The sequence below is a fragment of the Paenibacillus sp. GCM10028914 genome (genome assembly GCF_042666275.1).
Classification (GTDB): domain Bacteria; phylum Bacillota; class Bacilli; order Paenibacillales; family Paenibacillaceae; genus Paenibacillus_AQ.
Genome location: NZ_JBHTFO010000012.1, coordinates 37,017 through 57,712 on the forward strand (window position 1 = coordinate 37,017; position 20,696 = coordinate 57,712).

19 protein-coding genes and 1 riboswitch are annotated in these 20,696 nt (G+C 42.5%); of the genes, 4 read left to right on the forward strand and 15 right to left on the reverse strand.

Annotated features, from left to right (window positions below; all coding sequences use genetic code 11):
- Nucleotides 1-4: 4 nt before the first annotated feature.
- The 3 genes from ACFQV5_RS10495 to ACFQV5_RS10505 are packed head-to-tail and all read right to left on the reverse strand — an operon-like array spanning nt 5 to nt 4,678.
- Complete coding sequence (locus ACFQV5_RS10495) at nt 5-1,486, reverse strand: Na+/H+ antiporter subunit D (protein WP_379246422.1); 1,482 nt, start codon at nt 1,484-1,486, stop codon at nt 5-7.
- Nucleotides 1,479-1,817 carry a Na(+)/H(+) antiporter subunit C gene (locus ACFQV5_RS10500; protein WP_379246424.1) on the reverse strand — a complete coding sequence of 113 codons (339 nt, stop codon included), beginning with the start codon at nt 1,815-1,817 and terminating at the stop codon, nt 1,479-1,481. The genes ACFQV5_RS10495 and ACFQV5_RS10500 overlap by 8 nt, the downstream gene beginning before the upstream one ends.
- Before the next feature lie 2 nt (nt 1,818-1,819).
- Entirely contained in the window at nt 1,820-4,678 is a 2,859-nt protein-coding gene (locus tag ACFQV5_RS10505; RefSeq protein ID WP_379246426.1) for a Na+/H+ antiporter subunit A, read from the reverse strand.
- A gap of 253 nt (nt 4,679-4,931) precedes the next feature.
- On the opposite strand from ACFQV5_RS10505, the gene ACFQV5_RS10510 reads away from it, so the two are divergent.
- A complete protein-coding gene (locus ACFQV5_RS10510; RefSeq protein ID WP_379246428.1) occupies nt 4,932-5,156 on the forward strand; it encodes a hypothetical protein in 225 nt (74 codons plus the stop codon).
- Between the two features lie 15 nt (nt 5,157-5,171).
- Here ACFQV5_RS10510 and ACFQV5_RS10515 read toward each other — a convergent pair whose 3' ends face one another.
- From ACFQV5_RS10515 to ACFQV5_RS10545, 7 genes are all read right to left on the reverse strand, one after another.
- Nucleotides 5,172-5,447, reverse strand: a complete 276-nt coding sequence (locus ACFQV5_RS10515; protein WP_379246430.1) for a hypothetical protein — start codon at nt 5,445-5,447, stop codon at nt 5,172-5,174.
- Between the two features lie 166 nt (nt 5,448-5,613).
- Nucleotides 5,614-6,459 (reverse strand): bifunctional 5,10-methylenetetrahydrofolate dehydrogenase/5,10-methenyltetrahydrofolate cyclohydrolase, encoded by an 846-nt coding sequence (locus tag ACFQV5_RS10520; RefSeq protein ID WP_379246432.1) that lies wholly within the window; start codon nt 6,457-6,459, stop codon nt 5,614-5,616.
- A gap of 71 nt (nt 6,460-6,530) precedes the next feature.
- A riboswitch (ZMP/ZTP riboswitch) is annotated at nt 6,531-6,608 on the reverse strand.
- A gap of 54 nt (nt 6,609-6,662) precedes the next feature.
- Nucleotides 6,663-6,842 (reverse strand): hypothetical protein, encoded by a 180-nt coding sequence (locus ACFQV5_RS10525; protein ID WP_379246434.1) that lies wholly within the window; start codon nt 6,840-6,842, stop codon nt 6,663-6,665.
- A 122-nt stretch (nt 6,843-6,964) separates the two neighbouring features.
- A complete protein-coding gene (locus ACFQV5_RS10530; protein WP_379246436.1) occupies nt 6,965-8,377 on the reverse strand; it encodes a sucrose-specific PTS transporter subunit IIBC in 1,413 nt (470 codons plus the stop codon).
- 22 nt (nt 8,378-8,399) lie between these two features.
- A complete protein-coding gene (locus tag ACFQV5_RS10535) occupies nt 8,400-9,878 on the reverse strand; it encodes a glycoside hydrolase family 32 protein (RefSeq protein WP_379246438.1) in 1,479 nt (492 codons plus the stop codon).
- A 160-nt stretch (nt 9,879-10,038) separates the two neighbouring features.
- Entirely contained in the window at nt 10,039-11,022 is a 984-nt protein-coding gene (locus ACFQV5_RS10540) for a LacI family DNA-binding transcriptional regulator (protein WP_379246440.1), read from the reverse strand.
- Nucleotides 11,019-11,414, reverse strand: coding sequence for an MmcQ/YjbR family DNA-binding protein (locus tag ACFQV5_RS10545; RefSeq protein WP_379246442.1), 396 nt, complete (start codon nt 11,412-11,414; stop codon nt 11,019-11,021). Before ACFQV5_RS10545 ends, ACFQV5_RS10540 begins: the two co-directional genes overlap by 4 nt.
- Nucleotides 11,415-11,620: 206 nt before the next feature.
- Between ACFQV5_RS10545 and ACFQV5_RS10550 the strand changes: the two genes are divergently transcribed.
- The gene (locus ACFQV5_RS10550; RefSeq protein ID WP_379246444.1) at nt 11,621-13,612 is read left to right on the forward strand and encodes a S9 family peptidase; all 1,992 of its coding nucleotides are present in this window, start codon (nt 11,621-11,623) and stop codon (nt 13,610-13,612) included.
- 57 nt (nt 13,613-13,669) lie between these two features.
- Here ACFQV5_RS10550 and ACFQV5_RS10555 read toward each other — a convergent pair whose 3' ends face one another.
- On the reverse strand, nt 13,670-14,191 hold the full coding sequence (locus ACFQV5_RS10555) for a hypothetical protein (protein WP_379246446.1): 522 nt from the start codon (nt 14,189-14,191) through the stop codon (nt 13,670-13,672).
- A gap of 212 nt (nt 14,192-14,403) precedes the next feature.
- On the opposite strand from ACFQV5_RS10555, the gene ACFQV5_RS10560 reads away from it, so the two are divergent.
- Nucleotides 14,404-15,663 (forward strand): MFS transporter, encoded by a 1,260-nt coding sequence (locus tag ACFQV5_RS10560; RefSeq protein WP_379246448.1) that lies wholly within the window; start codon nt 14,404-14,406, stop codon nt 15,661-15,663.
- A 108-nt stretch (nt 15,664-15,771) separates the two neighbouring features.
- On the opposite strand, the gene ACFQV5_RS10565 is transcribed toward ACFQV5_RS10560, so the two are convergent.
- Nucleotides 15,772-16,779, reverse strand: coding sequence for an HAAS signaling domain-containing protein (locus ACFQV5_RS10565; protein WP_379246450.1), 1,008 nt, complete (start codon nt 16,777-16,779; stop codon nt 15,772-15,774).
- 4 nt (nt 16,780-16,783) lie between these two features.
- Nucleotides 16,784-17,128 carry a PadR family transcriptional regulator gene (locus ACFQV5_RS10570; protein WP_379246452.1) on the reverse strand — a complete coding sequence of 115 codons (345 nt, stop codon included), beginning with the start codon at nt 17,126-17,128 and terminating at the stop codon, nt 16,784-16,786.
- Between the two features lie 202 nt (nt 17,129-17,330).
- Here ACFQV5_RS10570 and ACFQV5_RS10575 point away from each other — a divergent pair, with 202 nt between their 5' ends.
- Nucleotides 17,331-18,470 carry a zinc-dependent alcohol dehydrogenase gene (locus ACFQV5_RS10575; RefSeq protein ID WP_379246454.1) on the forward strand — a complete coding sequence of 380 codons (1,140 nt, stop codon included), beginning with the start codon at nt 17,331-17,333 and terminating at the stop codon, nt 18,468-18,470.
- A gap of 97 nt (nt 18,471-18,567) precedes the next feature.
- Here the strand turns inward: ACFQV5_RS10575 and ACFQV5_RS10580 are convergent, their stop codons facing one another.
- A complete protein-coding gene (locus tag ACFQV5_RS10580) occupies nt 18,568-19,098 on the reverse strand; it encodes a hypothetical protein (protein ID WP_379246456.1) in 531 nt (176 codons plus the stop codon).
- Between the two features lie 79 nt (nt 19,099-19,177).
- Nucleotides 19,178-20,668 carry an amidase family protein gene (locus ACFQV5_RS10585; protein WP_379246458.1) on the reverse strand — a complete coding sequence of 497 codons (1,491 nt, stop codon included), beginning with the start codon at nt 20,666-20,668 and terminating at the stop codon, nt 19,178-19,180.
- Nucleotides 20,669-20,696: the final 28 nt, after the last annotated feature.

Consider the following 20,696-nt stretch of genomic DNA (forward strand, 5'->3'; position numbering starts at 1 on the left):
TCCACTACTCCTTTAATACAGCATCAATGTATATAGACGGATTGGCTAATACTTCACCCGCCTGTCCGGCATAGGAATAAATCCATTCCGAACCAACGCCTAAAGCGATAACCAATATAAATAATCCGATCACAGATACATATGCCGTACTATGCCATTTTTTCTGATCCCGCACAGGAAGCAAGTGATCCTCCCGCCAAAATGCTCCCATAAACAAGCGAACCAAGGAGTAAAGCACAATAAGGCTGGAAGCGACAGCGAAAGCTGTTAGCAAGAATTCTCCTTCATTCAAACCACCACGTACCATAAGCACTTTCCCAGGAAAGCCGCTAAGAGGCGGAATTCCTACCAGAGCCAGTGTCAGGATGAAGAACATCCAACCCATCCATGGGTATCGTTTAATAAGTCCGCCCATTTCATTCAGTCTGTTCGTTCCTGCGGCAGCAATAATCATTCCTCCCAGGATGAACATCAACGCCTTGGCTACCATGTCATGCATTAAATATAAGACTGTACCATCAAGTGATTCTTTAGTTGCAACAGCCAGCCCGAAGGCGATAAAACCGACACTTATAACCACGTTATAGTTCAGTATGCGATAAACGTCTTTATACGCCACTGCTCCCAGTCCACCCAAGATCATCGTAGCAATTGCCATCCAGGCGATAATACTATGTGTAAAGCTTTGATCATGATAGAAAATGAGCGTAAATGTTCGGATAATCGCATACAGACCGACTTTTGTCAGCAGTGCACCAAATAATGCTGTTATTGCAGTTGGTGGTACACTGTATGACCCGGGCAGCCAGAAAAAGAGAAACAATCCTGCTTTCAAAGCGAATACGATAAGGAGCATCACTGCGATAACGCTTAGTATGCCGCCTTGCCCCGCTTCGGCTACACGTACGGATAAATGAGCCATATTAAGTGTCCCGACCACACCATACAGATAAGCCATCGCCGCTACAAACAAGCTGGACGATATGATATTAATCAACACATACTTAATCGTTTCCCTGAGCTGCCGCTTCGTTCCTCCTAACACGATCAATGCATAAGACGAAATAAGCATCACCTCAAAGCAGACAAACAGATTAAATAGATCCCCGGTTATAAACGAACCAATAACACCCGCCAGAATAAATTGAACGAACGGATAAAAATAATACTTCTCTCGCTGCTCACCGATTGTGCGAAAAGCATACAAGAGACACCCTGCAGCCACGACAAGAGTAGTCATAACAAGCAGCAGCGCAAACATATCCGCTACGAACACAATGCCATAAGGCGGCATCCAGCCTCCCATGTACAATGTCTGAATTCCCTTATCCTGTACTTGGTTAATAAGAAGCACAACCGACAGCATATTAAGAAAGACACTGATTAGACTGATCCATCGTTGTATTTTTACTCTCTTCGATAGAAAAATTAGAATCACAGCCGTTAGCAAAGGGATCAGGAGCGGGAGAACAACCAGATTATTCATCTTCTTCCCCCCTCAACTCTTCCATATCATCTGTTCCGAGCCGCTGATACGCTTTATAGGCAAGCACGAAGAAGAATGATGTTACACCAAAGCTAATGACAATAGACGTTAAAATCAGCGCCTGCGGGAGCGGATCAACATAAGAATCCGCCTGTTCTCCAAGCAGTGGAGCTGCCCCTGTCTTCAGCTTAGCGGTTGTTAGTAACAATAGATGTACCCCGTGCGTAAGTAGCGAAGTTCCCAAAATGATGCGAAGCAAGCTTTTGGAGAGAATCAAGTAAACCCCAACGGCGAATAAAACGCCGATGGCTAGTGACATATATAACTCCATGGCTATTCGTCCCTCCCAATTGAATAAATGATCGTCATAGTGACCCCAACTACCGCTAAGTACACACCTAAATCAAATAATACAGCGGTGGCAAGCTCAGTATCTCCCAGCAGTGGGAGTGTAAAATGTCCAAAAGCATGACTGAGAAACGGTGCGTCAAATAAGAAGGACCCCATAGCAGTGAGATATGCGATCAAAAGACCGACAGCTGTCATCACTCTGTAATTTACGGGAACAATCTTCTGGCTTACATTCATTCCAAACGCCATTGACAGAAGCACCAAGGCTGAGGCTGTCATCAGTCCACCGATGAATCCGCCCCCCGTACTGTTATGTCCGGCAAGGAATAAGTACAGCGCAAAAGTCAGGATAATAAAGATTACAACCTTCGAGATCGTTCTCAAAATCACGTCATTGCTGCTCGGCAGAATAATATCAAGTCTCATCTCCCGCTGTCCAAGAATGGCATCACCCGGATCAATCTTGATCATGGCATAAATGCCCAAGGCAGCAATACATAGAACCGTAATCTCAAGCATTGTATCGAATCCACGGAAGTCTACCAGGATGACATTAACGATATTCTTACCGCCAGCCAGCTCTTTACTTCCCTTTATGAAGAAATCCGATATGGGTTCAAACATTCTACCGCTTGTCGCCCCTAAGGAGATCAATGTCATCACTACACCTACACCAATGGCTATTAAGGCGTTTGTCCATTTGAATTTTAGTGAAACAATCTCCTTCTTAAGCTTTGGCAAGTGGTAGAAACATAATAGGAACAACATGACAGAGACTGTCTCCACAATCATCTGCGTGAGTGCAAGGTCTGGAGCCCGGAATATAACGAAGAACAATGTAACCATATAACCAGACATCCCTGTCAAAATAATGGCAACTAGTCTTGTCCGGACAAATGGTAGTGCCAGAACCGAAGCAACTAGCACAATCAAGACGACCGCCTCATAGAACGATATCGGTGCATAACTCGAGGTATCAATCTTGATGCCACCTGAATAAACCATGGCGTATCCCAATAGAGCGATCATAAATGCAAAAATATATATAACATAGTGACGGATCGAACCAGTCATATAGGAACCCGTGACTTTGTTGCCACTACGTTCAAGAGATGCAAGTCCTCTGTCATATACCCGGTTAAACGAAATTTTATTAAATAGCGGGCGATTTAACACTCGGGATTTCCCATAAACTTTGTAAAGAATTGTACCCAGGATGATAATACCGATTGTCATAAAGATCTCAGTTGTCCAGCCATGCCAGAACTCAATCTTCACTTGGAATTTTTCTCCTGGTGCTAACAAATCAGGTGAAATCGCCGCCATAGCCGGCTCAATTAACGAATAAGACAACAGATTCGGGAAGAATCCGAACACCACGGCTAGCGTTGCCAAAATAACCGGTGGAATAAGCATCCCAAGCGGTGCTTCATGCGGTTTCTTATCGAGCTTGCTCGGTTGAAACTTGCCTGAGAACGTTTTGAACACCAAAATCATGCTGTACAGGAATGTAAACACGCTTGCCACCCAAGCCACGACAGGGATGAGTACACCCCATGTTTGAACATTCCAGAAATCCATTTCTGTCGCTTGAAGCACTGCTGTAAAGAACATTTCTTTACTTAAAAATCCATTAAACGGTGGTAATCCAGCCATCGAAAATGCACCAATCGCAGCAACTGTAAATGTGATCGGCATGAGCGACATAAGACCGCCTAACTTCCGGATATCTCGTGTACCGGTTTCGTGGTCTACAATCCCTACTACCATAAACAGTGCGCCTTTGAACGTGGCATGATTTATGAGGTGAAAGATAGCAGCTGTTGTCGCTTTTGTGTAAACCAGAGACTCTGGATTACCAGAATAAAAAGCTGCAGCTGAACCAAGACCGAGCAAACTCATAATCAATCCCAACTGGCTAATCGTAGAAAAAGCAAGCAATGCTTTTAAATCGGTCTGTTTAATGGCACGAATAGATCCATAGATCAGTGTGGTTAGTCCAACCGCTGTCACGAGCCAAAACCACTCGGCATGACCCGCGAACACGGGGCTAAAACGGGCAACCAAATAAAGGCCGGCTTTTACCATCGTAGCGGAATGAAGATAAGCACTGACAGGTGTTGGTGCTTCCATCGCATCCGGCAACCAAATATGAAACGGAAACTGAGCCGACTTCGTAAAAGCGCCCAGAAGAATGAGAAACATAGCAGGTATAAATAATACATGGTCCGTAATCTCACCGACGCTTCCAATGATTTCTCGGACGCTCATACTGTTCGCCATGATCGATAACATAAGAAAACCGGTGAACATGGCAAGACCACCAAATACGGTAATAAGCATGGATTTTAGCGCTCCGTATCTGGAGCGATCTCTAGTATGCCAGAAAGCGATCAGCAGGAAGGAAGATACACTCGTCAATTCCCAAAATCCGTAAAGTACCATCACGTTATCGGACAGCACGACACCGAGCATAGCCCCCATGAACAGAAGCAAGTATACATAAAACCGGTGGATCGCTTCTTTGTTCTTATCCATGTAGAACACAGAATAGAAGACAACAAGCATACCAATGCCCGTAATCAGCAAGGCAAATAACAGACTCAGTCCATCAAGATATACGGTGAAATTGATGCCTAAAGAAGGTATCCATCGTAAGGTAGAGAGTACTTCTCCCCCCTCCTGTACCGAAGGAATCCTGCTGATGAAATAGGCGAACAAAATCGCAGGGACAGGCAGGATAAACCATCCTGTGTGTATTCGTTTCATAAACTTGTAAAACAGAGGTACCAAAACGGCAAAAAGAATAGGTACCATAATGGCGACGTGAAGCAGCGACAAGTTGATTCCTCCTTAGCCCAAAAATGTAATCTTTCCTTAGTATTGCCAAAATTATTACCAATACATAGATCGTAAGACCAAAAAAACGCAAAAAGAGCCCGCTGTTGGCAGGCTCCTCCGGTTATTTCCATATATAGTTCGCGTTCAGTCTCAAACTGAGAATCAGTATAGCTTAATTTTGGCGCTTTTGTCAAAAGAATTATGAATGAAAAATCTGAGATGGGGAATCACTCTTAGGTGAGGAGTGATAATAATGATTACCCGGAAAGTCACCGTTTGTGTTACGCTGTTCGCCTTTCTAATCATCGGGGCAGCGTTGATGGACAGGCATATTAACCGAATACATTACCCTGAATCAAACCTAGAGCCATTTAGCTATACAGATCATTTAAACAATCGCAGCCTAAAAGAAACAAACAATGGTGCCGCGTCCTTTTATCCGCGAGAATACATCAGAATCATCCGTACAACCGAGTAATTCAGGCCCACTTGATTACAGACTTTTGAAAGCTTTAATGAAGCTGGCTGGGTTATCTTTAACCGTATACGAATATACACCTAGCTTCGTATGCAGATAAAGAAATCCACCCGTTTCCCCCATCTTACGATAAGACACGTCAAACACATCGGTTATCGGAAACTCACGATACTGAGTTACGATCTTATCATTATACAAATATAAAGTACGGTTTTCCTCAATCGTTCTTTGTTCCGTACTTCCAACTTCTCTCCGGATTTTATAATAGGGCTGTACAGCTAACCACTCCATATTTGCCCTCCTGTTCGTAAGTTCAAGAATGTAGTCTCAGGGTATTCGTACTTAGCAATCATTGTAGCATAATCTTAATCAATTCAAAATTTTCATATGAAAAGAAACAGCTACTCATCCATACAGGATAAATAGCCGTCTCATGATACTTACATTGTTGTTACGTTTAATTCACGGTCTTCTCCGCAGCATCAACCGTATGCTTCAGTAATGTAGCGATCGTAACCGGCCCAACACCACCGGGAACAGGAGTTATCGCACTTGCACGCTCATAACAAGCATCGTAATCACAATCTCCGATATTGCCTTCATTGTATCCAGCATCCATAATAACTGCGCCTTGCTTGATCCAATCTCCTTGAATGAAGTTAGGTTTTCCGACTGCCGCCACAACGATATCCCCTTGGGATACCAGTTGGTCTAAATTTTGCGTTCTGGAATGACAAATGGTCACGGTAGCATTCCGATTCAGAAGCATCATTGACACCGGCTTTCCGAGAATCGGACTTCTGCCTACAACGACAGCGTGCTTTCCTTCCATCGGAATCTGGTATTCGTCCATAATTGCCAGAATAGCTGCTGGCGTACAGGAAGGAAAGGCTGCCTGCCCAAATGCATTTTGAGCAAATCCAAGCATGGTAACACCGTCTACATCTTTTTCAATCGAGATTGCTTCAAAAGCAGCGCGTTCATCAATATGATGCGGGACCGGATGCTGAAGCAATATACCGTGAACAGACGGATCATTATTTAGATCACGAATAACGTTAATTAATTCTTCCGTAGAAGTTGAGCTTTCCAGCACTACACGTTTGGAATCGATCCCGAGTCTCTTGCAGGCATTCCCCTTCATTCGAACGTATGTCTCTGAGGCAGGGTCATCACCGACAAGTATAGTTGCCAAACAAGGCGTAACTCCATTCTGTACCAATTGTTCGACACGCTCTTTCAATTCCTCTTTAATACGATTTGCGACTTGATTACCATCCAAGATCAATGGTTCATTCTTCATGTTTACCAGCCCTTTCGACAAGTTATGTTTATAAAACACAAAGAGGTAAGGAGATTCTTCGAGAATCTCCTTACCTCTGCCCAGGCGTACGGCTGTTATCTATGTGCTCCCTCATGGTGTTCCATGCTACGCCAGTTACACATAGTGACTTTTGTTAAATATATCACGTTTTGAAGCAATGCGCATCTATCTTTGGGATGTTATTATTCTTTTTTTCGGCGGTTGAATCGATCCATCACTTCTAGTGCTACGATAAACAAGACGAATAAAATGAACATGGATATAGATCTGTAATAGTCGATTAATCCGAACTGGGGCGCGATCCCGGCAGTGATGCCGACAATCACTATGCCAAGCACAGATAGCTTCCAACCTCTAAACATGATGCACGACTCCTCACATTTAAGCTTTCTGTCACTCATTATACAATGTTCTCCAGCAGAAGTAACTTCTTCTCCGTACAAGAAAAAAGCTCGCCAGCAATGCGGCGAGCTTTCTATATCTACTATTTATTTTTCAAACTCAGTTCATCCAGCATTTTATCATTAAACCCAAAGAACCAGGTTAATGCAAATGCTATTGCCATGGCTACTATGTTACAGAGGATATAAAGTGGAAGCTGGCTATTCAAGTAAAGGAGCGTTCCTGGTATAACGGTGACTGCCATACCAGTAGCTTTAAGCTGGAATAGCGATGCCATGAATCCGCCTACACCCCCACCGATTAAACCCATAACAAACGGCTTAACATAACGCAGGTTGACACCAAATATAGCTGGTTCTGAAATACCCAATAATGCGGAGAACGAAGACGGGAACGACAACGCTTTCAGCTTCTTATTCTTCGTCTTCATGCCTACTGCAAGACAAGCTGCGCCTTGAGCAGCCATCGCGCTTGTGACGATTGCGTTAAATGGATTGGCTCCTGTCCGCTCAAGTAATTGGATCTCCAAAAAGTTAAAGATATGATGCACACCCGTAACGACAATAATCTGATTAAGGAAGCCAATGAGAAGTCCTGCCAAACCGAAAGGAAGTTCTAACACGAACGTTGTTGCGTTCAGAACGATTTCTTCAACTGAATGGAATACGGGACCAATCGCGAATAGTCCAAGAATAATCATGACAACAAGGGTTAAGAATGGTGTTACGATCAAATCAATGGCTTCAGGAATTCTCTTTCTAAGAAAACGCTCAAATTTCGCACCTAGTAATCCCATAAAAAAAGCTGGCAGAACGGACCCTTGATATCCAACAACCGGTATAAATCCAAGGAATATAAGTGCTTCTGATGACCCATTAGCTACTTCATAAGCATTAGGTAATGCAGGATTTACAAGCATCAAGCCTAAGACAATCCCGAGGACCGGACTACCGCCAAATACTCTGAATGCGGACCAAGCAACCAAAGCAGGCAAGAACGCAAATGCCGTATCCGTTAGCACCTGTGTAAAGAGCAGGAAGTTCGGTGAAATATCAGCTGGTGTTGCACCAAACCACGCAAGCACCTGTTCTTGTGTCAGTAACCCCCGAAGTCCCATAAATAATCCTGTTGCAACCAATACGGGGATAATCGGAACGAATACGTCACCGAAAGTACGAATTGCACGTTGAAAAGCATTCCCTGATTTCTTTGATTCGCTTTTTAACGCCTCTTTACTTGTGCTTTCTAATCCAAGGTTTTCGACCTCTTCAAATATTTGATTAACCGTACCGGTACCAAAGATAATCTGATATTGGCCCGAGTTAAAAAAAGCGCCTTTAACCTTCTCGATATTCTCTACCTTTTTCTGATCAATCTTCTTCTCATCGTGAACCATAATACGAAGCCTTGTTGCACAGTGAGCAAAAGAAGCAATATTCTCTCTCCCGCCAATTGCTTCTACTACTGATTTTGCAATATCATGATTATTCGCCATTCTTCCTTCTCCCCTTTTATTATTAGTCTACTGCTTGTGCAAGATCCCATTTTGTCATTGTCATATGTGCACTGCCCTCTTCAGTGAAGAAGCGAATTTCCTCGCTGCCTGATTGCGGAAATATCCTGCTCGTGAATACCTCTTCGCCATCATTTATAAAAACCTCAACAGAGGATGTATCTACAAAAAGGTGAAATTTAATGTTCTCACTATCCAACCTACACGATCTAATCGCATTGTTTGTACCGTCACTCAGATTGCCAGACTCTGCGCGATTTAGCGTTATTTTTTTGTTGGTTTTATCATATCGAATGATCGTCTGCTCTTGCTGACTCGCACGAATGACAATCCCAACCGCAGCAGCCTTCACAGCACTAAACTCGCATACCATTTCGAAGGTTGTACCTCTTACTCCCTCATAGGTTCGAACCTCATTCTCGATCATATCTTGTATTACAATCGACCGCCCCCGAAGCTTCTGCAATTCCGGTACAGGCTGTTGAATCAGTTTTCCATGACGAATTTTAAGCTCCCTCGGAATCGTTAAGCAATGCGCCCATCCATGGGAATCCGTTGGGTAAGCAACCTCAGCCTGACCCATCCAAGCTATCATTATCCGGCGTCCTTTCTCATCAACCATCGTTTGAGGTGCATAAAAGTCAAATCCTCGATCCAGTTCCTCAAACTCTCCATGATCCAACTCCAAGGTTTTTCGATCTAGCGGCTTCCCGATTAAATAACCAGATTGATATATATTCTGAAATCTGTCTTGCTCTGGAGTTAATCCCTGTGGAGAAAAGATGAATACCCCCTTTCCCTCCAATTCAAAATAATCAGGGCATTCCCACATGTATCCGAAATGACCTAGGTTTGTCTTGATCTCTCCTTGATACCGCCATTCTTTAAAGTCAGAAGATTCATACACTACTGCTGCTCCAGTTAAATCTTCTCTTTGGGCACCGATGACAAAGCGATACATATCATCGTCTTTCCAGACCTTAGGGTCACGAAAATGATCGGTATAACCTTCGGGAACATGGTCTACAAGCGGTGTGTTCTGCTTGTTTATGAAACCCTCTTCATTCATTATGGCCAAGCATTGATAGGGACGCCGATTCCATTTGCTATCTCGTGTATTGCCTGTATATATCAAATGTAATTTATTATCTTTGACAATCGCACTACCCGAATAAGCACCGTGGGAATCTATTGGATCCTTGGGAACGATGGCGATGCCTTCATTGTGCCAAAATGCTAGATCCTTTGACTTGGTATGATACCAATATTTCATTCCATGATAAGTACCCAAGGGAAACCACTGATAAAATAGATGATACTCACCTTCATAAAATGAAAATCCGTTGGGATCGTTCAATAGGCCCATGATAGGCTGGACATGAAAAGTCTGTCTCCATGGACATTCGTTCACCAGATCAGTTAAAGCGGTAATCTCTTCGGGAGAAGCTTGTTCCAGAAGCCTGTATTTTTGTTCTCTGTTCATTTCTTCTCTCCTTATGAAAATCTGTTAATTAAAACTATATTATGAAAAAACAAGGAAAAACGGAACCGGTTCCAACTTTGTTCAAAAAAATGAACTCAGTTCCAATGGCTGATGTATATCCTGTTTGGAACCGGTTCCAAGGTTAGTATAAATGACGATATTAAACTTTGTCAACACTTTCGCGATCCATAAGTTCATAACCTAGAACCGTAAGCGCTTCGACTGTCTCATCATTAACCAACTTAATTATCTGTCTTGCTGCCAATCGCCCCCCCTGCATGTATCCATATTTGACTGTGGTAAGCCCAGGGTGAATCACTTCAGTGATGTCATATCCGCCAAAACCTGTTACCGATAATTGCTCTGGGATGTGAATTCCTCTCATAAATGCTGCCTTCATAACGCCGAGCGCAATATTATCCGTAGCACATACAATCACAGAAGGCGGATTCTCATCAAGAATAGCTGAAGCCGCGATGACTGCGTCAGACATTTTAAATCCACTTTCATAATATGTAGCAACAGCTTGAGCTTGCTCGTTTAACGCGCTTTGAAAGCCTTGTTTACGTTGAACACCTACAGCCACATCCATTTCAGTTACGCCCAAATAAGCAATATGCTTGTGTCCCTTATTCAGAATGTAGCGGCCGATCTCGTATCCGGCTGCATAATCATTGTAAATGATGCTGTGAACCTCTTTATGTTGTTGTCCAAGGAATATGACCGGAATCTCAATCTCCTTAATCGCCTGCATGTGAGCTTCTGTAATTTGTGTAGCGAACAGGATGATGCCAGATATTTTTTGTCTTGCTAAATCATATAGAGCTTCGATTTCACGATTTAAATCTTGACTTGTATTAACGATAAGCAGCTGGTAGCCATGTGCTCGTAGCTCTTCATCCATACCCGTCACTGTTTGCGAGGCCGAGAATGAATCAAGCCGGGGAATGATGGCACCTATCATATTCGTCTTTTTTGCCTTTAAGCTCTGTGCGAAAGTATTTGGGGTAAATCCCGTTTCTTTAATCACTTGTTCGATTTTACGACGAGTAATATCACTGACTGAACCACCATTTAAGTAACGAGATACAGTGCTTTTTGCAACGCCTGCAATTTTGGCAATATCTGCAATTGTACTCTTCATTTATAAACACCAGATATAGAGCTTGAATCTATTCCCGCTTCTCCAATAGAAACTCGCATCCTCTTCGGAAGACTGTTATATACCAGGTCATAGGAATGATCGATCATATCCTGCAGATCAGAAATCGTTAAAGAACCATCTACCGTGACGGTGTTCCAATGTTTTTTGTTCAAATGATAGCCCGGCTGTACAGCGGCGTGCTGTTCACGAAGATTCGCAGCGATCATTGGATCACACTTTAGCGATATACTCGATATCTGTTCCTCTCCTGATTTGGAGATTAAAGCAAACATTTTACCGCCAACTTTCATAACGAGCGGCTCTGGACCGAATGGATAGTCCTCTGTAGCGCCTATCTTTGAGAAGCAATGGGTAAGTATTTCGCCATGCATTAAATTATTCTCCTTCATCCTTCAATTTCCCTTAAATATATCATGTCCAAAGGATCTAAGAATAGTTTTACACATTAAATGACCAGTTGATAATTAAATGACAACTTTATTTGTATATTCTAATAGATTTCCATACTTTTATCTGGGATAATGTGGGATAGAATCTAGAATCAATTACATAATTACGGATTAGGAGGATATTTAGGATGAATGATAAACGTATCATTACGACTGAAGATTTACACCGTATGCAATGGGTGAATGATCCGGTCGTTTCTCCGAAAAATGGAGCGGTAGCCTATGTTCTAAAAAAAGTAAGTCCAGAGCATGATGGGTACCAATCACATATCCAGCTGATCGATGGAGATCGGGAGGTTTCTTTTACTGCGGGAGAACAAGATTCAGCTCCTGCTTGGTCCCCTGATGGATCACAGCTTGCATTTCTGCGAAAAAAAGGAGATCAGCGTCAAGTTTGGATCATTCCAGCGCATGGGGGTGAAGCTCATGCCATTACGGATATGAAACATGGGGTTAACGCATTCAAATGGTCACCTGATGGAACATCCCTGCTTCTTCATACGGGAACAACCGACGGGAATGAAAACGAAGATAAAGGCGAAAAATCAGAGCAATCCAAACTCCCTGAAGAGCTAATAATTAAACGGATCAAGTATAAAGCAGACGGTGGCGGAATATGGAAAGGCCGCAGAAATCATCTATTTATCTTAGACCTGTCTATTAAGGAAAGCATCCAGCTTACACAAGGAAATTACGATGTGGCTTCATTCGCATGGTCACCAGACGGTCAAGAAATTGCTTATACTACTGAGAAATCATCGGAACAATATCCAGACCCGGATATGAGATTAACAAATGATCTTTTTACTGTTGATCGGAATAATAAAACAACTAAACAGCTGACTGACGGAACCCTATCCATCGGCTTTATAACATACACACCGGATGGGCAATCCATTCTCTTGCTGGCAAATGACCTGTCACATGGGTTTGCCACACTGACTCGCATTTATATGATTCCTGCAAATGGCGGGAATTATCGCGTTCTATACGATGGTCTTGATGTTCAGCTGGAACATAGCTGTGTCAGTGATATGCGCTCTGGCGCAGGAACGCCGCCACTGTTCAGTAAAGACGGGAAATCTGTATATGTACAACTCAGCCAGAATGGCGGTGTACATATCGGTCGCTTCGCACTGGATGGATCAGGACATCAAGTTGTTGTCAGCGGAGATCGAGAGATTTATCAGTTCGCACTTACAGCTGACGAAAACTTGATATTTGCTGCTGCCGATCCATTGCAGCCAGGTGATCTTTTTACATATAACCGCAGTAGTGGAGAGGAAACCCGATTAACCCGTTGTAATCAAGAACTGCTATCTGAACTTATACTAAGTGAACCGGAAGTATTTACTTTTGAAACATCGGACGGCTGGCCAATCCAGGGGTGGATCATGAAGCCTGTCGGTTTTGAACAAGATTCTAAAGTCCCTGCTATTCTTGAAATTCATGGTGGTCCTCAAGCGATGTATGGCTTTACATTCATGCAAGAGTTCCAACTATTAGCCGCAGCAGGTTATGCTGTTTTTTATACCAATCCTCGTGGAGGTCATGGTTATGGTCAGGTACATGTAAACACAGTCCGCGGAGATTACGGAGGGCGTGACTATCAGGATCTTATGGAAGCCGTGGACTATGTCCTTAATACTTACTCTTACATTGATGAGACACGATTAGGTGTAACCGGAGGTAGTTATGGTGGATTTATGACCAATTGGATTGTAGGCCACACAAACCGCTTTAAAGCAGCTGTCACTCAACGATCCATATCCAACTGGGTATCCTTCTATGGAATAAGTGATATTGGATACTACTTTACAGAGGATCAAATTTGGGGCAACCCTTGGGACGATACCCAGAAACTCTGGAAACACTCTCCTCTCGCTTATGTAAAAAATGTTCAAACACCACTCTTGATCCTTCATGGTGAACAAGATCTACGTTGCCCAATCGAGCAAGGTGAACAGTTGTTTGTCGCCTTGAAGCGTCTTGATAAAAAAACAGAACTTATCCGTTTCCCAGGAGCGGATCATAATTTATCCAGAAGTGGTCATCCACATCTTCGTGTCAGAAGATTGGCCCACATCGTGCGCTGGTTTGAAGAGCATATTGAGAGATAAATAAACAAAGACTTTGACCATTAAAATCGGTCAAAGTCTTTTTAGTTAGCTGAAATGTTAAGCATTATTAATTGAAGTTTGAGGTCCAATCTTAATCACTTCAATATTGTGCAGATCAGCCCAACGAATAATTTCACGAATCCCTTCACAATTGGCATCCATAAATTTAAAGCGGCTCGCTACCCAGGAGCTTTTCTTTCCCTTCAATTTAAAATTGAATGCTGCGCTCAAGCAACCTGAAACACGAATGACTTCAACATCTTCAGCGTGAATGGTTTCTCCATGTATTTTGATTACATTAGATTCACTTTGAATTTCTACACGACGTTTCACCATTCTAGCATATATTTCAACCACAAGCGCCGTTACCATAATCAGGTTGACTACGATCTGAGCATAAAACAATACCGGAAATGATTGCTGCGTCCAAACACCTATCTGGAACATAATGATACTAAATAAGAGAGATACGAAGATAACTTCTTTCATTCTGGTAGCATATTTAATTTGATAGTTCATCATAAATCCGCTCCAATCCGTGTGATTAACAACAAGAATGTAAGTGCTTACAAACATCATACCTTATTATACCACCATTGTACACAATTTAGACACATCAAAGACACATTTTCGTCAAAAATTTTATCGGGACATTCTTGTATTTACTCCTCGCATTGATCTCGTCCATTATGAACTTCAGAAAAGATAAGATTATTATTCTTATTGAATACGTTTTGCAGTAATATTATGGTTAAAACACGGAATGTGATCGTTTCGGAGGGAGTACCGTTTTGCAAACATCATCTAAGATCAAAAAGTTTGAACACCCTAAGCTGAATTATTTTATTTTGTTGCTTGTCGTTTTTGGCGGTTTTCTTATCTTTGGATTTTCAGAGAATATTAAAGGTCCCGCGATTCCCCGTATGCAGTCAGAATTTCAACTCGACGAAATGCAGCTCGGATTACTGCTTGCCTTTAACTCTCTTGGGTATTTGATCGCCTGCTCTTTCACAGGTTTCCTATCATCACGGATCGGAATCAAATGGACCGGAATTCTTGCTTTTAGCTCCATGGCAATTTCTGGAGTTCTCATGTATCTGTCTACGAATTACGCGTTCTTATCTGCATCTTATTTTCTAATGTACATAGGCAATGGCATGCTTGAGATCGGTCTAGCGATCATGGCTGCTCGAATCTTCACCAAAAACACAGGCACGATGATGAATTTATCTCACTTTTTCTATGGGCTAAGCTCTACAGTAGCTCCAATTGTTGCGTCTTCCATGATGGGATGGAACTTGTTTGGTGGGGAGCTTGGATGGCGAGGTATGTATCTTGTTATGCTCTCTCTCTCACTGCTACCTATCATTCCTTCCGTCTTAGGAAAGTTTCCTGGTGATGAACAAACTGCCGAAGATCGTATACCACTGAAACATTTCTTTAAGGATAAGGTTGCTTGGTTAATTGTAGCTGTCTTGTCTTTCGGGGTGGTTTCGGAGTTAGCTGTAGGGGGCTGGCTCGTTTATTACTTGGAAAAAGCCTACGGCTGGTCACTTGATTCAGCTTCAGGCATGCTTTCGATATTCTTCCTCTTTTTCATGCTATCACGTTTATTTCTCGGGCCGATTACAGATAAAATTGGGTATACCCTCTCGATTATGCTGTTATCCGCTTTCTCCGGGATATGTAGTCTTGCAGCCATTCTGATCGGACAACAAGGCGCCATACTATTCGCAATTGCAGGGATCGGGATAGCCCCCATTTATCCAACGGTGATGGCTTTATTAGCCAAACGCTATCCCAGCAGTACAGATTCAGCCATCACTTTTACGGTTACACTCATGGGTATCGCCAGCGTTATAGGTAATTTGCTGATAGGTGTCATTATTGATGGTGTCCGCGCCATTTTCCAAAATAGCCGAGATGCTGCAGAGAGCTCTATCATCGGTCTTCAAGCTGGTTATGGATTTATTGCAGTCCTTGCCCTTCTATGCTCCGCAACCTGTGCTATCCTATTCGTATATCTACGTAAAAGAAATGAATTGATATAAGCACATGCATGATAATAAATCAGGCAGGCACCCATTTCATGAGAGTGCCTGCCTGATTTATATTATATAAGGACATATCATTTAAATATATTGTTCGATAAAACGGCTTTATTTTCGAAGGAATAGCTTTAAACTAACGGCTACAGAATCAATAAAGGTGATCAGCACTATAATATAAATGAGTCCACCGGTAAAGCTGTCCCAGATTGTTGCTACCGTATTATAAGCTTCACTGCCCTCAGTGATGATTCCTGCATGAACTAGCTCATTAATAAACCCAGGGTTCCAGATCGATGGATTAGTAAACATCGCAAACATAAGAACCAGTGAGATAATATTAAAGACAAGATGTAGGATAACAATTTCATTCGTCCACTTTCTCTTTACCATCTTCAAACAATCTCTAAGAATACTAATTGCTGTAATCAACCAAATGAACGGTACATATTTACTAAACACTTCTCCATTAAACACTGGAATCACCCAAGAGAGGCCTTCATTATATCTGTTGACTCCCACTAGATCTAATGCGAAGGTGAACAATATTAAGGCCAAAACGGAGACAATAATTCCGATTATAGGTTCGCTAGGCTTGATCATTGTTTTGGAATCTGGAAGCAGTGGTAAGTCGGAAAGATTCCATTGCTTCTTGGAAGTGAGTTTGTTATTTGAATCTCGCATCCCCATATATTCGAGTATTGCAAAAATCATAGTTACCCAAGCGAAGCCTTGAATACATACAGAAAACAATGTTGCCATGTATTCAGCAAAATGATTTACCACACGAACAGGATTCATAACAAACTCAATGACTGAAGCTACCGTTATCCCTATAAAAACCGAAACCAATACGATCTTTACAACAGATACATAGGCATCAAATCGTTCTGGACCGATCAAATAGCGATCTTTCCCCCGGTATTTATCTGCTAATGCTGAAGGATCTCCAAGTTCATGTAGCACTTCTTCTACATCACTCTCAAGAACAGGTCCACCCTCCGTTCGTTCCTCCAACATATCTTCGATCAAACCCTTAAGTTCCTTTTCGATATCAGCTCTTTGTTGCTCTGGAAGCTTCTGCGTAACAGCATACACATACCTATTAACCAGCTCCAATATCTTAACCTCCCCTTTGATCAATTAAGCCTTCCAAGCTGCCGATCAAATTCTTCCACTCCACACAAAGCTGTTCAAACACTTCTTTCCCTAATGGAGAAAGCGAATAATACTTCCTTGGTCGAGTATCATGAGTGTCCCACTGACTCTCTAAAAGCTCTTGCTTTTCCAATCTCCGAAGGAGCGGGTATAGGGTCCCGGGATCTACGCTAATTCCCTTCTCCTCCAACACAGATACGAGTGAATATCCGTATTGAGGTTCGGACAACTGGCTTAATACGCCTAAAATAATGGTTCCACGTCTTAATTCCTGCATTAATCCATTGATGATCTCATTAACGTCAGCCATATAATCAACTCCTACAACTATAATACTGTATGCCGCACACTATTGTAAATAAACAAATATCATTTATTACACAATATTAACTATGAGAGTGAAAAAAATACCCGCCTAAATTTAAAGAATCCTTCGATTCATACATTTCATCTGTTCGTATATATAAAAATCGGGTAAATATTGGGGAGCTTTTATTTAAAGGAGGGAATATATGAAGGCAGTAACTTACCAAGGAGCAAAAAATATCGAAGTGAAGGAAGTTCAGGATCCCGTTTTACAAAAAAAAGACGATATTATTGTTCGTATTACTTCTACTGCGATTTGTGGTTCGGATCTTCATATTTACCAAGGCGCTTTACCAGCTCAAAAAGACTATGTAATAGGACATGAACCGATGGGAATTGTTGAAGAAGTAGGTCCCGAGGTGACTAGGGTAAAAAAAGGAGATCGTGTCGTTCTGCCATTCAATATTTCATGTGGACACTGCTTCTACTGTGAGCATGATATGGAAAGTCAATGTGATCATTCCAACCGGAATCCAGATATTGATACAGGTGGATATTTTGGCTTCACAGAACGTTATGGCAACTACCCTGGTGGTCAGGCACAATATTTGAATGTTCCATTCGGCAACTTTATGCCTTTTGTCATCCCTGAAACATGCGAGCTTGAAGATGAGGCTCTCCTGTTCATGTCAGATGTACTTCCGACCGCTTATTGGAGTGTTGAAAACTCTGGCATGAAACCCGGTGATACGGTTGTCGTACTGGGCTGCGGACCAATTGGACTAATGACTCAGAAATTCGCATGGATGAAGGGTGCGAAAAGGGTAATCGCCATAGATCATGTACCCTATCGATTACAGCATGCCAAAAAGATGAATCATGTTGAAATCTATAATTTTGATGATTATGAGGATATGGGTGGCTATCTTCGTGAAATGACACAGGGTGGTAGCGATGTTGTCATTGATTGCGTCGGAATGGATGGGAAGAAATCTGCTTTAGAAGCAGTGGGGCAAAAGCTAAAACTGCAAGGCGGAACACTCGGACCATTGGAGATCGCCATAAAAGCGGTCAAAAAATTCGGCAACATTCAAATTACCGGGGTTTATGGTTCGAAATATAATCAGTTCCCGCTGGGGGATATTTTCGAAAGAAATATAACGTTGAAAATGGGGCAAGCTCCAGTCATTCATTATATGCCTGAGCTCTTTAAGAAGATTACTGCAGGAGAGTTTGATCCTACGGAGATTGTAACCCATAAGATTCCACTAGAAAAAGCGAGCGACGCTTATAAGATATTTAATGATCACGAGGATGAATGCATTAAAGTTATCTTGAAGCCTTAACGTAACCAAGCTTAGTGTTCAATTAAAATACCCCCTTCAAATGGATGCTCTCCTTTTGAAGGGGGTTCTGCTATATAACTATGGACAATTCAACCGCTCACTCTAATTCCTCTACTGTATCCCAGCGATGACTGAATTTCTCCAATCTAGGATGAGGCTGGTTCGGTTTAGCTGCCAAGATAAGTCTTAGCTTAACCATCCATTCCTCAAACGAGGAGAACGATGCAAAAGCATTTGCCATTTCTGGCGTCATATAAACAAAATGCGGTGCAGGATATTTCTCGGCCAGATGACGAAGTGCCGTATCAATCGGCGTATACTTCTTCCGCTTTCCCTCCCACGATTCGATGATAACATTAGAACGACTAACCTCTTTTTCCCAAGCTAAAAGAGGCTTCTCCCGTTTGTAAAATGCACTTACCGGCTCCTTCGACATCCTTTTCACCGTTTCCTCATGGAGCGGATATAAGACGAGTTTCTTAAAAGACAGATTATCAAATACTTCTAACGCCTTGTTCAAGTCCGTCTCCCGTGTATCTTCAAACGTATCGTAGTAAATCAGAGTCCCCTTAACTTCTTCTTTAGGCGGCTCGTAGCCGTACGGAACATGCTGCAAATTGCGTTTCATACAACTTCTCCCCTCTTCTGGCAACATGATATATATGCAGTGTTGTTCTACTTAACTATTCCCCAATATTGAAGAATAATTAACGTAAAACTTCCATTATTGGAGGTTTGCGAAGCTGAGTCGCCTGCTCATATCCATAAGCTATCTTGAATAGAGTAGGTTCACTAAAGGCAGCTCCTACAAATGTAATGCCTTGAGGACCTTTTGTATTATAACCACCTGGCGCAATAACCCCATCTTTCGCATAGCCTCCGGGAACGGTGATTGATGGGTAACCGAGCTGGGCAGCCAGGTCATTACAGTCTTCATCGCCAAGGAACATGATCGCATCAAGTTGATGCTCATGAAGAATATGGTCAATCCCCTGTTTGCCAGCCAATTCCAGGTTTTGCTCGACACTGTTCAGATACTCCTGCTCTGTAAGCGTTCCGCTTGTTTCTTCACACATCTCAAGCAGGTTTTGACCATATTTTAAAGTTTGCGCTGCATGTTCCTGATTAAACGCAATGACTTCTTTCAAGGAATGTACAGGCACGGACTCGTCCAGTCTAGCTAAATAGTCATTCACGTATTTTTTGAATTCATACTTAAGGACAACAGATCTCCATGGTGTTTCCTGACATGGAAGATAGGCGGGATCGATGATGGTAGCCCCCTGCTCTTTCATAACTTTAATTGCTGCTTCAATGACCTCAAGCCTGTCCTTATCCAGATCCTTGTAGTAGTGACGAGGGATACCTATTCTTGCCTGCTTCAAAAATTCCTTGTCCAAATATTCGGTATAGTCCTGATTCACATGCTCCGCACTAGCAAATGTCTTCTCATCCCGTTCATCTACGCCTGTTAATGCACTCAAAATAATCGCTGCATCTCTAACTGTTCTTGTCATCGGGCCTGGCGAGTCTTGCGTATAAGTGATCGGAATAATGCCCCTTCGGCTAACTAAGCCAACAGTAGGTTTTATGCCGACCAGACTGGTTTGGCTTGCTGGGCTGATAATGGAACCGGATGTTTCAGTACCTATAGCTGCTGCGCATAAATTTGCTGCTGTCGCTGCTCCAGAACCAGAACTTGAACCTCCAATGAATAAATCGCCCGGTCCGTATGGATTCAAAGTGAGTCCACCTCTGGAACTATACCCTGCCCACATCGTCGTAGACATAAAATTTGCCCATTCTGTCATATTCGCTTTGCCAAGCAAGATCGCCCCAGCAGATCTTAGTTTCGCAGCAACAAAAGAGTCTTCTGCCGCATATGAATCAGCTAAGGATAATGAACCTGCGCTCGTATGCATCCGGTCTCCTGTATCAATATTATCTTTCAACACAATAGGAATACCATGCAGCATCCCACGACTCCCTTGTTCCCGGCGTTCTGTATCCAGGCTTCTGGCAATCTCCGTAGCATCCGGATTTATCTCTAGGATTGACCGCAGCATTGGATCATATTTATGAATACGGTCTATGTACAATTGCGTTAGTTCTTCTGAGCTGATCCAGCCTTTATCCATTGCTTCCTGCATGTCTGTAATCGTCGCTTCTATAATCCAACTTTCTTTATCCAATCGCATCTATGTCCTCCATATATTTGTTAGATTG